Raw genomic sequence first — 13751 nt, 5'->3', positions numbered from 1 at the left:
CCGTTGAGTGCATCGCGTCCGTGCATTCGCCGCCCATCCGGTCGCCGTGGAGGCGCACGTCCTCCCGCACCGGCCTGCCGTCCCCGTACGAGAGATGGAAGAGCGCGAATGAGGACATCGCACGGACCGTTACGGCTGCTCGCGACCTTGGTCGTCGCCGGCATGCTCATCCTCCTGGCGTGGGTCGTCCCGGCCACCGCCGCGGGAGGGCCCAACCTGTCGCCGGGCAAGGCGACCCAGGCCGGCAGTTCCACGGCGGGGTATCCCGTGTCGGCCATCAACGACGGCAACCAGGACACCTACTGGGAGAGCGCCAACAACAGCTTCCCGCAGTGGGCGCAGGTCGACCTCGGCACCGCCAGGAGCGTTGACCGGATCGTCCTGAAGGTGCCCTCGCCGAGCGTCTGGCAGACCCGCACCCAGACGCTGTCGGTGCAGGGCAGCGCGGACGGCTCCGCCTTCAGCACGGTCGTGGCCTCGGCCGGTTATACCTTCAACCCGGCGACCGGCAACAAGGTCACCATCGACTTCACCGCCGCGACATACCGGTTCTGGCGGGTGAACGTCACCGCCAACACCGGCTGGCCGGCCGCGCAGATCTCCGAGTTCGAGATCTACGCGTCGAGCGGCACCGAGGCCGACACCCAGGCGCCGAGCGCCCCCACCGGCCTCGCCTACACCCAGCCGGCCCCCGGCCAGATCACGCTCACCTGGAACGCCTCCAGTGACGACGTGGGCGTGACCGGCTACGACGTCTACGCCAACGGCCTGCTCCGGGCCGGCGTCGCGGGCAATGTGCTCACCTACACCGACACCCAGCCGGCGTCGACGACCGTGACGTACGTCGTCCGGGCCAGGGACGCGGCGGGCAACCAGTCGGCCGACAGCAACGCGGTGACCCGCAACGGCACGGGCGACCCCGGCTCGAACCTGGCCATCGGCAAGGAGATGGTCGAGTCGGGCCACGTGTACACGTTCGTCGCGGCCAACGCCAACGACAACAACCCGGCCACCTACTGGGAGGCCGACCCGGGCGCGTTCCCCAACACGCTGACCGTCAAGCTCGGCGCCAACGCCACGGTCAGCGCGGTCGTGCTGAAGCTCAATCCCGACCCGGTCTGGGCTACCCGCACGCAGAACATCCAGGTCCTGGGCCGTGAGCAGAGCGCGACGGCCTACCAGAGCCTCAAGCCGGCGGCCGACTACACCTTCAACCCGGCCTCCGGCAACTCGGTGAGGATCGATCTGTCCGTGACCGTCGCCGACGTCCAGCTGAGATTCGCGAGCAACACCGGCGCGCCGGGCGGCCAGGTCGCCGAGTTCCAGGTGATCGGCGTCCCGGCGCCGAACCCCGACCTCACCGTCACGAACCTGTCGTGGTCCCCGGCCTCGCCCACCGAGACGGACACGATCACGCTGTCGGCCACGGTCAAGAATGTGGGCACCGCCGCCTCGGCCGCCGACAGCGTGAACCTCTACGTCGGCGGCGCGCTGGCCGGCGCCCCGGACGTCCCGGCCCTGCCGCCGGGCGGCACCGCGACCGTGACCCACGCCATCGGCACGCGCGCCGAGGGGACGTACACGGTCAGCGCCCGGGTGGACGCCGACAACACGGTCTTCGAGCAGAACGAGAACAACAATCTGCTAGAGGCCTCGTCGTCGCTGGTCGTCGCGCAGGCTCCCGGTCCCGACCTTCAGGTCCTCGGCGTCACCCCCAACCCGCAGAACCCCGCGGCCGGCACGCCGGTGACGTTCACCGTGTCGGTGAAGAACCGCGGGACCACCGCGACCGGGGCGACCACGGTCACCCGCGTGGTGGTGGGCGGCACGACGCTCAACGGCTCGACTCCCTCCATCGCCGCCGGGGCGACGGTCTCCGTCGCCGTCAGCGGAAGCTGGACCGCCGCCGACGGCGGCGCGACGATCACCGCCACCGCCGACGCGACCGGCGTCGTCGCCGAGACCAACGAGAACAACAACACGTTCTCGCAGGCCATCGTGGTCGGGCGCGGCGCGGCCGTGCCGTGGGTCGAGTACGAGGCCGAGGCCGCCCGCTATCAGGGCACCCTGCTGGAGTCCGACCCGCTGCGGACGTTCGGGCACACCAACTTCGCCACCGAGTCGTCGGGCAGGAAGTCGGTGCGGCTGAACGGCACCGGCCAGTTCGTCGAGTTCACCTCGACGAACCAGGCCAACTCGATCGTGGTGCGCAACTCCATCCCCGACGCGCCGAACGGCGGCGGCATCGACGCCACGATCAGCCTGTACGTCAACGACGCCTTCGTCCAGAAACTGACGCTCTCGTCCCGGCACAGTTGGCTGTACGGGAACACCGACGACCCCGAGGGGCTGACGAACACGCCGCAGGCCGACGCGCGGCGGCTGTTCGACGAGGCGCACGCCCTGCTGCCGGAGTCCTACCCGGCGGGCACGAAGTTCCGGTTGCAGCGCGACGCGAGCGACACGGCCGCCTTCTACGTCATCGACTTCGTCGACCTGGAGCAGGTGGCGCCGCCGGCGAGCCGGCCGGCCGGCTGCACCTCGATCACCGCGTACGGCGCCGTGCCCAACGACGGGGTCGACGACACGGCCGCCATCCAGCGGGCGGTGACCGACGACCAGAACGGCGTGATCGACTGCGTCTGGATCCCGCCGGGCCAGTGGCGGCAGGAGCAGAAGATCCTCACCGACGACCCGCTGAACCGCGGCCAGTACAACCAGGTGGGCATCAGGGACGTCACCATCCGCGGCGCGGGCATGTGGCACTCGCAGCTGTACACCCTGACCGAGCCCCACCTGGCGGGCGGCATCAACCACCCGCACGAGGGCAATTTCGGCTTCGACATCGACGACAACGTCCAGATCTCCGACATCGCCATCTTCGGCTCCGGCCGCATCCGCGGCGGGCCGGGCGGCGCGGAGGGCGGCGTCGGGCTGAACGGCCGGTTCGGCAGGAACACGAAGATCACCAACGTGTGGATCGAGCACGCCAACGTCGGAGTCTGGGTCGGCCGCGACTACGACAACATCCCCGCCCTGTGGGGCCCGGCGGACGGCCTGCAGTTCAGCGGCATGCGCATCCGCGACACCTACGCCGACGGCATCAACTTCACGAACGGCACACGGAACTCGCGGGTGTTCAACTCCTCGTTCCGTACGACGGGAGACGACTCGCTGGCGGTCTGGGCCAACCGGTACGTCAAGGACCCCTCGGTCGACATCGCCCACGACAACAGCTTCGTCAACAACACCATCCAGCTGCCCTGGCGCGCGAACGGCATCGCGATCTACGGCGGCTACGGCAACAGGATCGAGAACAACCTCGTCTACGACACCATGAACTACCCGGGCATCATGCTGGCGACCGATCACGACCCGCTGCCCTTCTCCGGGCAGACGCTGGTGGCCGGCAACGCCCTCTACCGGACCGGCGGCGCCTTCTGGGGCGAGAACCAGAAGTTCGGCGCGATCACGCTGTTCGCGGCGACCAGGGACATCCCCGGCGTCACGATCAGGGACACCGAGATCCACGAATCCACCTACGACGGCATCCAGTTCAAGTCGGGCGGGGGCGCGACACCGGGCGTGGCGATCACCAACGTGAAGATCGACAAATCGAACAACGGCGCCGGGATCCTGGCGCAGAACGGCGCCCGCGGCAGCGCGACACTGACCGGCGTCACGATCACCGGCTCGGCCAAGGGCGACATCGTCCGGGAGCAGGGCACGAGCTTCGTGATCAACGGCGGTTAGCGCACGGCGAGCGCGAGGCGAGGCGGCCCGGAGGTCACTCCGGGCCGCCTTCCTGTGCCGGGCGCGCCGCCCGGAGGCCCGTTCCGCGGGCCGGCTCCGGTCGGCGGCCGTACGCCCCCAGTTCGCACATACAGGCGGCCCAGTCGCCAAACGCCTGTGGAGCACGGGGTAAGACCGGGGCCGGCCCCGGCGCAGCGCGAGGAAGCGGGAAGCAGCTCACGCTCAACGGCTCGCCCTGCGCGACGACCTGACCCGCTGATCCCGGTGCCGGCCCTCCCCGGCCGGCACCGCCGGGAGTCAGTCCACCATCGCGCCCTTGTCGCGTCCGCACACGCTGAGGCCGTCGTGCCGGCCGCAGGCCCTGACGAGGGTGAAGTCACGCCAGACGGCCATCGGAGAGGAGGCCGCCTGGCCATCGCGGCCCACCGGGAAGGGGCCGCACCGATGCCACGGGCCGCCACCCGGCGGCCAGACGTCGAGCCAGACCGCGTCATCCGCGCGGGTGCGGCCGGTGAGTGCCGCCCAGTAGTGCCACTCCCCGCGCGGGCCCGCGTCGCCGCGCCAGAGCGTGACGTCCACCTCGTCGCCCCACTTCCCGCTCCTCAGCGAGTACACGGGCCTGGCGTTCCTCACGTCGCGAGGGTTGGGCCACGACCAGCCACGGCAGTCGATCGGCCGGTCACCGGCGGGACCGGCGGAGGCCGCCCCGGAGGAAGCGGGACACGCCAGGAGCACGGTCGCGGCGGCGATCGCCGCGGTTGTCCTGCCACACGCGGTACGCGTCATCCGACGAGTATCGATGACGATCCGTGACGACACAATCGCATTCCGCGAACAAGCGAGTGCCGCGCACTCCGGGGAAATCTTGTCGCCTCATGCATCAAAACGACTAAAAAGCAATTATTGACCGCCATTTGACAAAAAGTTAGATTACGTCGGCAGATCGGGGGTCCGGGCGCTCGAAAGGAGACCCACCTGATGGTGCGACGATTCCTGATCACCACGGCGGCAGCCGTGCTTGTCCTTGTCTGGGGCGTTCCGCCGGCCGCCCACGCGGTGGACGGGACCAGGACGCCGGGATCGCCCTCCTACACCGTCACCCTGACCAGCAACGCCTCGGGCAGCACGTGGACGGGACACGAGAGCGTCACCTTCGCCAACCCCTCGGCGGACCCCCTGACCGAGGTCTACCTCCGGCTCTGGGACAACTATCACGGGACGTGCCCGTCCACGCCGATCACCGTGACCAACGTGACCGGAGGCACTCCGTCCCCTCTGTCGGTCTCCTGCACGGCGATGAAGATCACTCTTCCTGCCCCGCTCGCCCAGAACCAGAGCGCCTCGATCGGGTTCGACCTCGGCATCGTCGTGCCCAGCGGCGCCGACCGGTTCGGGCGCGACGGCTCCTACAACTTCGTCGGCAACGCCCTGCCGGTCCTGGCGGTCCGCGACGCGAGCGGCTGGCACCTCGATCCGTACAGCAACAACGGCGAGTCCTTCTACGCGCTGACCAGCGACTACTCGGTGACGCTCGACCACCCGGCGTCGCTGCTGGTGCCCGCGACCGGCACCTCCGTCGACACGCCGGGAACGTCCGGCCGTACGATCACCAAGGCGACGGCGAAGAACGTCCGCGAGTTCGCGTGGGCGGCCGGGCCGTTCGTCAAGACCACGAGCACCACCACGACGGGCGTCGTCGTGAACGTCTACCGGGTGAGCTCGATCAGCTCCGGCAGCGCCGGCTCGATGATGACCACCGCGAAGAACGCGCTCGTCGCCCATGCGGGACGGTTCGGCGCCTATCCGTACGGCGAGGTGGACGTGGTGCTGGACAACAACTTCTGGTTCGGCGGCATGGAGTATCCGGGCTTCGTGCTCGACGTGGTCAGCTCCACCGCGCTCGCCCACGAACTGGCCCACCAGTGGTGGTACGGGATCGTCGGCGACGACGAGTACGCCAGCCCGTGGCTGGACGAGTCCTTCACCGACTACGCCACCGACCTCTACAACGGCGTCTCGGGCACCAACTGCTGGAACAGCGTCTCCTGGCAGTCGTCGGCCGAGAAGATCAGCAACTCGATGGCCTACTGGGACGCCCATTCGAGCCGGTACGGCACCGTCGTCTACACCTACGGCAAGTGCGCGCTGCACGACCTGCGGCGCACGATCGGCACGACGGCGATGCAGAACCTGCTGAAGGACTACGCCGCCGCCCACTGGTTCGGGATCTCGACCACCGCGGACTTCAAGGCCGCAGCCCAGGCCGCCACCTCCGTCGACCTGTCGTCGTTCTGGACCACCCACCGCATCGACGGCTGAGTTCACCGAGCGTCCCGCTCCCGGCCTGGCTGGGAGCGGGACGGCTCGCATCGCTTCGATCCCGGTGGCCCGATGTCACACACGCCGGACGCAATGACGGGCTGACGTGCTCCGGCCGCCTATCCTGGCCGAATGAAGATCGGCAAGCTGGTCGGCGGTGTCCTCCTGGCGGTCGTCCTCCCGGCGTGCTCGGCCGAGGGCGCCCCGCCCGCGGACGCTGTGAAGGTGCGCACCCCGGCCTTCGCCGAGGGCGGCGCGATTCCCAGGAAATACGTGTGCGCCCGGCAGGGAGGCCAGGACGTCTCGCCCCCGCTGTCCTGGAGCGGCGTTCCCGAGTCTGCGCGCGAGCTGGCGATCGTGGCGGACGACCCGGACGCTCCCGGCGGGACGTACATCCACTGGATCGTGACCGGCATCCCCGCCTCCGAGACGAGCGTGCCCGAGGGCCGGGCCCCGGGGAAGGTCCTGCCGGGAAGCAACGGCAGGGCCGCCTATGCCGGCCCCTGCCCGCCGAGCGGGGTGCATCACTACCACTTCATCGTGTACGCGCTGCGCGGCCCGATCACGCCGGGCGGCGACGCGACAGCGGTGCACCAGCGGATCAAGGATGCGGCGATCGCCTCGGGCGAGACCGTCGGCACCTGGGGAGGCTGACAGACCCCCGCTTCCGGGGGCGCCTACCTCACCCGCCGAGCGCCCGGTCCGCACGTACGGTGGGGCGCGCATCCTCACCGAACTCGGCCTGCGTGACCGCGTGCAGGCGGCCTACGAGTCCTCCTCACCCGCCCGGCCGGTAAATCGTCCTCGGCCACTCGAGCGGTGCCGCGCGCAACTGTCACGCGGAATGATCGCGCTGGGAGGACGGAGGTGGTGCGCTCCAGATGCCGCGTAGTGGTCGCATGCCCTCCTCGACGTAGTCGGCGATTGGGCGGTTGCCGCCGTCGAGGTACCACTGCTCGAGCGCGGCGAAGTAGCCGAAGGCGAGGGCGTTCGCGATCACGCGAGCCTGGGTTTCGCTCACCTCTCCGGTCGCCGCGAACAGCGGTGCGATCCGCCGGCCGGCCCGGTCGAGCGTGGCGCAGACGGCCATGCGCACCGACGGTTCGGCGAAGAAGTAACGGACCCTGCGCCACGGGCTCCTGCCGGCCGGAGGGCCTTCGCCCGCGTCGTGGGAACCGTCTGTGTCTTTTGGCAGGGATTCGTAGGCGCTGACGGCTCGGAGCAGGCTTCCGACGGGATCGGCGGGGTCCAGGATGCTTTCGAGCGCCTCCGGGCTCATGGTGTCGAACTCGACGTCGGCGACCACGATCCCTTCCTTCGTGCCGAAGATGCGGTACACGGACGACGGCGAGACCTCGGCCGCCGCCGCGATCTCCTCGATCGTGACGGCACCGAACCCTCTCTCGTCGAACAGGTCGAGGGCGCGTTCCTGGATGGCGCGCATGGCCCTGAGCCGCCAGCGCTCACGAAGCCCGCTCATGCGCTCACCGTACCAGAAAGCCGCTTTCTCAAGAGTGTGACTGTCGTTGAGACATTGACTGTCTGAAAACAGCTCCCTAGAGTCAGCTGCCAGAGACAGTGACTGTCTCATTTGCTTGCGGCCAAGCGGGCGATCTCGACGGCGGCCGTGCGCGGACGCCCCGGGGCCCGATGACGCGCTGCCGCCTCCCGCCCGCCACCGGCCCGAACTCCCCCGGAAGGACTCATGCCGTGACGACACCGAAGCAGAGATCGCATAACCGGACCGCGGTGGCGCTGATGTGCATCGGGGCGGGACTCACCGCGATCGCCGCCCTCTTTCCGTTCGTCGACCGGGCCACCACGACCGTCTTGGCGGACCACATCAAGGCGGGCTATCCGGCCTACGAGCCCGGCGCGATCGACACCGCTGTCACCGCGTATCTGGTCATCCTGTCCGCGGTCGGGGCACTGGGACTCCTCGGCTGGGTCGGCACGATCTGGGCGGCCCGCGCCGGCAAGCGCTGGACGTCCCCGCTGGCGATCGGGCTGCTCGCGATCGCGCTCTGCATCGCGATCGCCGCACTGACCGTCCAGGACACCTCGGGTGATGTCGGTCTGGCGCCGCTGCTGGGCTGGCTGCTGGTGCTTCCGTGTGTTCCCGGTCTCGCCGCGGTCGCGCTGTGGAGAAGGGCGGGATGACCGAAGGACCGGCGGCCGGTGCTCTGGCACACGGGGACGCCGCCGCGGAAGCCGCCGCACCCCGGTCGAACGGAGTACGGCGGCCGCCGCGAGATCGACGCCTACCGATCAGGCGATGGAGAAGTCGTCGGCGTAGACGTCGCCCTGGCCGTACCAGCCGTTGACGTAGACGGTCACGGCGCCGGACGAGCCGGTGGTGAAGGACAGGGACAGCTCCTTCCAGCCACCCGACGAGGTCCAGGTGGACCCGGTCGCGCCGCCGGACACGCCGAGGAAGGCGAAGTTGCCCTGCACCCAGGCCTTCAGCGTGTACTGGTGGTTGGGCTCGAGCGTCAGCGACTGGGTGCACTGTCCGGTCTGGCTCTGCGTCGGGGTGACCCGCAGGGCGTGCGAGCCGGAGTGCGCCGGGGTGCCGACGACCGTGCTGCCGGACTGGCAGACCCACGGGCTGAGGCCGCCGGACTCGAAGCCAGGGTTGCCGACCGCGCCGCCGCCGGTCGACCCGTTGATCTTCAGGTTGAAGGTCGTGGTGTGGCTTCCGGACGGTGAGGTGCCGGTGACGGTGATCGGGTACGTGCCCGGCTGGACCGCCGAGGTGGTCGCCAGGGTCAGCGTCGAGCTACCACCGGCCGTGACGGAGGCGGGGCTGAGGGTCGCGGTCACCCCGGAGGGCGCCCCGGCGGCGGTGAGGTCGACGGTCTGCGCGTCACCGTTGGTCACCGCGGTGCTCACGGTGGCCGTCACCGTCCCGCCGGGGTCGACCGAGCCGGACGAGGGCGACACGGAGACCGAGAAGTCGTTGTCCGGGGGCTGCTGGCCGCCGCCGGAGAACGGGGCGAACGTCTGGCTGAAGAACCAGGTGCTCTGCTCGATGCCCGAGCAGCTGTCCGAACCGCCGACGCCGGGGCAACCGCCGTTGTCGCGCTGGAGCGCCCAGAACGAGATCATCGCGAGGCCCTTGCCGGTGGCCCAGTTCAGCACGGGCGCGGCGTCCGCGGTGCGGAACGTCTCGGCCGGGCCGTAGTCGTCGACGCCGATCATCTCGGTGACGCCGATCATGTTCCAGACCTGGTCGGACGTCTTGTCCGGATAGAGGGCGGCGAGCTGGTCGTGGAGCCCGGTCGCCGCGGTCTGGGTGTCGGTCGCCATGTTGTGACTGGCGCCGTCGTAGTAGTCGAACGTCATGATGTTGACGACGTCGATCCTGGCGTTGTTGGTCTTGGCGTTCCGCAGCACGGCCAGGCCGCTGTCGGCGAGGCCGTGCGTGGTCGTCGGCAACGTGTAGGAGAACTGGATGGTCCTGCCGTTGGCGGCGGCCCAGTCCTCGGTCAGCTTGATCGCCTTGTTGCGGCGGTCGATCCCGGCGCTGTTGTTCAGTGAGTTGTCTTCGATGTCGAGGTCGATCCGGGTGACCCCGTACGTGGTGATCACGCTCTGGAAGACGGCCGCGATCGAGTTCACGTTGTTGCAGCTGTCGGCGATCTCGGTGCCGGTGTTGTCCGCCGTGTAACCGCCGAAGGACGGGATGACGTCGCCGCCGGCGTTCCGGATCTTCGTGATCGACGCGCCGAACGTCGAAGAGGCGATCGGCATGCCGGTGTCGCCGTTCCAGTAGGCCGTGCACGAGCCCTTCGTCGCGGCCTGGAGGAACGCCATGGACAGATGTTTCGCCCCGGACTGCTGGGAGAGCGTCGCGGGGTCCTCGCCGGTCCACGCCTCGAAGTAGGGCGCGAAGACGTGCGCGGGCAGGCCGGCCGCGGCCCGCGCGGCGGTCGCCGGTGGGGTCGCGGGTGTGGTCGTCGCCTGCGCTGTGGCGGTCTGGGTCGCGGCGAGGCCGAGCGTCGCGGTGGCGGTGGCGATCAGGGCCACGGCGGCGCGCAGCAGTGTGCGTGGTCGCATGAGATCTCCTGCACCAGGAGTGACCGGCGCCTTGACGCCGATCGTGGGGGGTGATGGTGCACCGGCGAGACCGCCGGTGGATTTGCTGCTGCAGCGAACTGCTGGACGAGCACACGGATCCGCGTATCCCATGGTCGGGATCGCCGAGCCCATTTGTCAAGGTTCTTAACAATTAACTCTGTGACCTGCGAAGACGCCCACGGGAGCACTGAGGGCCTCCCGGCGATGTGACGCACGTCGTCGTGGTCGCTCCGCGGTCGCGCTTTCGAACGTACGCGTGGGGTGTCCTGGCCGGGACATCGGCGTCTCGACGCGGGCGAGGGCCGCTCCCGATGAGGAGGGAGCGGCCTTCGCGCTCGTTCGGCAGGTCCGGCCTGCTCCAGGTCAGTGCCCGGTCTAACGGCCCTGGAGCGACCTGGCGTTGTCGCCGAATGTCCAGCCCTTCGACCCGTCCCAGTTGACGGACCAGGTCATCAGCCCCTTGAGCTGGCCGTTGAAGCTGTTCCAGCTCTGGCTCACCAGAGACGGCGACATGTAGCCGCCTCCGGCGCCGGGCTGGGCGGGCAGGCCGGGGACCTGCTTGTCGTACGGGACCCTGATCGTGGTGCCCTGGATGACCAGGCCCTTGTCCAGGCAGGTGGTCTGGGCGACGAATCCCTGGACCGTCCCGGCGGAGTAGGAGTCACCCGAGCAGCCGTACATGCTTCCGTTGTAGTACTGCATGTTCAGCCACCACAGGCGGCCGTTGTCCACGTACTTCTTGATGATCGGCAGGTAGGCGCCCCAGATCGAGCCGTAAGTGACGCTGCCTCCGGTGACGTACGCCGTCTCGGGGGCCATGGTCAGGCCGAAGTCGGACGGCATCTGAGCGAGCACGCCGTCGATGATGCGGATGAGGTTGGACTGGGAGGCGGACAGCTGGTTGATGCTGCCGCTGCCGCTGAGGCCGGTCTCGATGTCGATGTCGATGCCGTCGAAGTTGTACTTCTTGAGAATCGGCACGATGGTCTCGACGAAGCGGTCGGCGACGCTGCTGGAGCTGAGATCGATGCCGGCGGTGGCTCCGCCGATGGACATCAGGATCGTCGCGCCGTCGGCCTTGGCCTGGCACATCTCAGCCGGCGTGGAGACCTTGACGGTGCTGTCCATGCCGTCTTCCCACAGGACCGTGCCGTCCGAGCGGATGACCGGGAACGCCGCGTTGATCACGTTGTAGCCGTGCTGCCGGATGCGGGCGTCGTTGATCGGCGTCCAGCCGAACGGCGGGTGCACGCCGTTGGACGAGCCGTCCCAGTTCTCCCAGTATCCCTGGAGGACCTTGCCGACCGGCCGCCCCTTCACCGGGCACGTCGTGTCTCCGGGCGACGGCGAGGGAGAGGCGGAGGGTGAAGGGGACGGAGAAGGGGACGGCGACGGCGACGGAGAGGGTGACGGAGAGGGTGACGGAGAGGGTGACGGCGAAGATGACGGAGAAGGGGACGGCGACGGTCCGCCGGGGCCGTCGAAGCTGACGTCGTCGGCATAGTAGGTGCCCTGGCCGTACCAGCCGTGCAGGTAGACCACCGCGCTCGTCTGGTTGGCACCGGTGGTGAAGGACACGCGGAGCTGCGTGTAGGCGGACGGCGACGAGGTCCAGGTGGACGATCCGCCGTTCACACCGAAGTACACGTAGCTTCCGCGGACCCATGCGGTCAGGGTGTAGGGGGTGTTCGGCTTCACGGACACGGTCTGGGTGCACTGCGCGGTGTCCGAGCCGCTGGCCGCCCCGGCCAGCGCCTTGCCGCCGGCGTGCACCGGGGAGCTGACCACCGATCCCAGGCCGCCGGTGCAGGACCACGGGGAGAGGGTTCCGGTCTCGAAGTCGGAGTTCACGAGCAGATTGGCCGCGTTGGCCGGTGTCTGCACGAGGACGGCGCCCGTGGCCGCGAGCAGCAGCGATGCTGCCGATGCCAGCAGGCGGGGTGTGCGCTTTCGCATGGAGGTCTCCTGAACCAGGAGTGATCGGAGCCATGGCGCCGATCGCGGGGGGTGATGGCGCGCCGGCGACGTCACCGGTGGGTCGGTTCACCAGCGAGCCACTGGACAGTACGGATCCGTGATCCCATGGTCGGGACCGACGCTCTCATCTGTCAAGTTTGTTAACAAATAACTCGCTCACCAGCGAGGATGCCCGGATGTCCGGAAGGCATAGCGGTCGAGCGCCTGCGAGCCGCCGTTCGCGAGCCCGCACGCGCTCCCGCCTCGCACGCGCCCCGGCACACGCGCCGCCTGTACGGCGCAGACGCCCTGCGACACCGCCGAGCGGAAGGAACCACGCGCCCGCCACTGGTTTCGCGGCGGCGAACCGAACCGCCTTCAGCCCCGGCTCGTGGCCAGGAGTTCACGTACGCGCTCCGGGCTCCGCCATCGGATCCGTCACTGGACCGGCCACGCCGACCGACCCTGGTGATGAGTTGTCGCGCCCACACCCGTCACACCTACGACGGGACACGACGAGGCGGAAGGATGACCTGGTGAGTGCGGACACACGGCTGGAGGAGCTGGGCGTGAGCGGTCTGGGCGTGAGCGGTCTGGGCGAGGTCGACGAGCCGGCGTTCTCGGGGCTGGCGGAGCGGCACCGGCGGGAGCTGCACGTGCACTGCTACCGGATGCTCGGGTCGTTCGAGGACGCCGAGGACACCGTGCAGGAGACGTTCCTCCGTGCCTGGCGGCGGCGGGAGACCTTCGAGGGGCGGTCGACGTTCCGGGCCTGGCTGTACCGGATCGCCACCAACGCCTGCCTGGACCTGCTCGCCAAGTGCCGCCCGGAGCCTGCGACCGGCGGCGAGGTGCTGTGGCTGCAGCCCTACCCGGACCGGCTGCTCGACGAGCTGCCCGCGGGCGACGCGGACGAGCCGGAGACAGTCGCCGTCGCGCGGGAGACGATCGAGCTGGCGTACCTGGTCGCAGTCCAGCACCTCGCGCCGCGTCCGCGGGCCGTGCTGATCCTGCGGGACGTGCTCGGCTGGCCGGCGAAGGACGTCGCGGAGCTCCTCGGGGACTCCGTCAACTCCGTGAACAGCGCGCTGCAGCGGGCCCGCGCCGGCATGCGGGAGCACCTGCCCGCCGAGCGGCAGGACTGGACCGGCGGCGAGGAGGATGCCGGGACGCGCGAGCTGGTGCGCCGCTTCACCGACGCCAGCGTGGCCACGGACATCGACGCACTCGCCGCACTGCTGCGGGACGACGTCCGCTGCTCGATGCCGCCCACTCCGGGCCTGTGCGTCGGCCGCGACGCGGTGGTGAACGACTGGGTCGAGGGCGGCTTCGCGGGCATGAAGAACCTGCGCGCCGTCCAAACCTCCGTGAACCGGCAGCCCGCCGTCGCCTTCTACCTCTGGCGGGAGCGGGAGGGCGCCTACCTGCCGCTGACGATCGACGTCCTGCGCATCACCGGCGGGGCGATCACCGAGATCGTCACCTTCCACGACGACCGGTTCCCGCGGCTCGGGCTGCCGGAGCGCCTGCCGGCGGACGGCACGGAGTAGTCCCGGTGCGGACGCTCGCGCTGCGAGGTGGCGCGCGTGTCGCGGTGGTCGCGGCCGAGTGGTGCGACGGCTCGTAGAACGAGCCGTGCCGGT

At 69.7% G+C, this 13751-nt stretch carries 9 protein-coding genes; 5 read left to right on the top strand and 4 right to left on the bottom strand.

Features of this window, described 5'->3' with window-relative positions; all coding sequences use genetic code 11:
* The first annotated feature begins 108 nt into the window (after positions 1-108).
* A complete protein-coding gene (locus ABZ857_RS37235; protein ID WP_357053240.1) occupies positions 109-3753 on the top strand; it encodes a CARDB domain-containing protein in 3645 nt (1214 codons plus the stop codon).
* A 297-nt stretch (positions 3754-4050) separates the two neighbouring features.
* Here the strand turns inward: ABZ857_RS37235 and ABZ857_RS37230 are convergent, their stop codons facing one another.
* Positions 4051-4539 (bottom strand): hypothetical protein, encoded by a 489-nt coding sequence (locus ABZ857_RS37230; protein WP_357053237.1) that lies wholly within the window; start codon positions 4537-4539, stop codon positions 4051-4053.
* A 192-nt stretch (positions 4540-4731) separates the two neighbouring features.
* On the opposite strand from ABZ857_RS37230, the gene ABZ857_RS37225 reads away from it, so the two are divergent.
* Together ABZ857_RS37225 and ABZ857_RS37220 are read left to right on the top strand one after the other, a co-directional pair.
* Positions 4732-6072, top strand: a complete 1341-nt coding sequence (locus ABZ857_RS37225; RefSeq protein WP_357053234.1) for a M1 family metallopeptidase — start codon at positions 4732-4734, stop codon at positions 6070-6072.
* Between the two features lie 132 nt (positions 6073-6204).
* Positions 6205-6726, top strand: a complete 522-nt coding sequence (locus ABZ857_RS37220; RefSeq protein WP_357053231.1) for a YbhB/YbcL family Raf kinase inhibitor-like protein — start codon at positions 6205-6207, stop codon at positions 6724-6726.
* 181 nt (positions 6727-6907) lie between these two features.
* On the opposite strand, the gene ABZ857_RS37215 is transcribed toward ABZ857_RS37220, so the two are convergent.
* Positions 6908-7552, bottom strand: a complete 645-nt coding sequence (locus ABZ857_RS37215; RefSeq protein WP_357053228.1) for a helix-turn-helix domain-containing protein — start codon at positions 7550-7552, stop codon at positions 6908-6910.
* A 230-nt stretch (positions 7553-7782) separates the two neighbouring features.
* On the opposite strand from ABZ857_RS37215, the gene ABZ857_RS37210 reads away from it, so the two are divergent.
* Positions 7783-8232 carry a hypothetical protein gene (locus tag ABZ857_RS37210; RefSeq protein ID WP_357053225.1) on the top strand — a complete coding sequence of 150 codons (450 nt, stop codon included), beginning with the start codon at positions 7783-7785 and terminating at the stop codon, positions 8230-8232.
* A 108-nt stretch (positions 8233-8340) separates the two neighbouring features.
* On the opposite strand, the gene ABZ857_RS37205 is transcribed toward ABZ857_RS37210, so the two are convergent.
* Together ABZ857_RS37205 and ABZ857_RS37200 are read right to left on the bottom strand one after the other, a co-directional pair.
* The gene (locus ABZ857_RS37205; protein ID WP_357053222.1) at positions 8341-10131 is read right to left on the bottom strand and encodes a glycosyl hydrolase family 18 protein; all 1791 of its coding nucleotides are present in this window, start codon (positions 10129-10131) and stop codon (positions 8341-8343) included.
* Between the two features lie 396 nt (positions 10132-10527).
* A complete protein-coding gene (locus tag ABZ857_RS37200; RefSeq protein WP_357053219.1) occupies positions 10528-12108 on the bottom strand; it encodes a glycosyl hydrolase family 18 protein in 1581 nt (526 codons plus the stop codon).
* 536 nt (positions 12109-12644) lie between these two features.
* Here ABZ857_RS37200 and ABZ857_RS37195 point away from each other — a divergent pair.
* Positions 12645-13658 carry an RNA polymerase subunit sigma-70 gene (locus ABZ857_RS37195; RefSeq protein ID WP_357053216.1) on the top strand — a complete coding sequence of 338 codons (1014 nt, stop codon included), beginning with the start codon at positions 12645-12647 and terminating at the stop codon, positions 13656-13658.
* Positions 13659-13751 lie beyond the last annotated feature (93 nt).

Origin of the sequence: Microbispora sp. NPDC046933 (assembly GCF_040644635.1) — a bacterium.
In the GTDB taxonomy this organism is placed as follows: domain Bacteria; phylum Actinomycetota; class Actinomycetes; order Streptosporangiales; family Streptosporangiaceae; genus Microbispora.
This window is presented reverse-complemented; position numbering and strand designations above follow the sequence as displayed.

What these genes read in the sequence shown, in the direction of transcription:
- ABZ857_RS37225 (WP_357053234.1), top strand. Translation starts at nt 4,732, where the DNA reads ATGGTGCGACGATTCCTGATCACCACGGCGGCAGCCGTGCTTGTCCTT.
- ABZ857_RS37205 (WP_357053222.1), bottom strand. Translation starts at nt 10,131, where the DNA reads ATGCGACCACGCACACTGCTGCGCGCCGCCGTGGCCCTGATCGCCACC.
- ABZ857_RS37230 (WP_357053237.1), bottom strand. Translation starts at nt 4,539, where the DNA reads ATGACGCGTACCGCGTGTGGCAGGACAACCGCGGCGATCGCCGCCGCG.
- ABZ857_RS37200 (WP_357053219.1), bottom strand. Translation starts at nt 12,108, where the DNA reads ATGCGAAAGCGCACACCCCGCCTGCTGGCATCGGCAGCATCGCTGCTG.
- ABZ857_RS37215 (WP_357053228.1), bottom strand. Translation starts at nt 7,552, where the DNA reads ATGAGCGGGCTTCGTGAGCGCTGGCGGCTCAGGGCCATGCGCGCCATC.
- ABZ857_RS37220 (WP_357053231.1), top strand. Translation starts at nt 6,205, where the DNA reads ATGAAGATCGGCAAGCTGGTCGGCGGTGTCCTCCTGGCGGTCGTCCTC.
- ABZ857_RS37235 (WP_357053240.1), top strand. Translation starts at nt 109, where the DNA reads ATGAGGACATCGCACGGACCGTTACGGCTGCTCGCGACCTTGGTCGTC.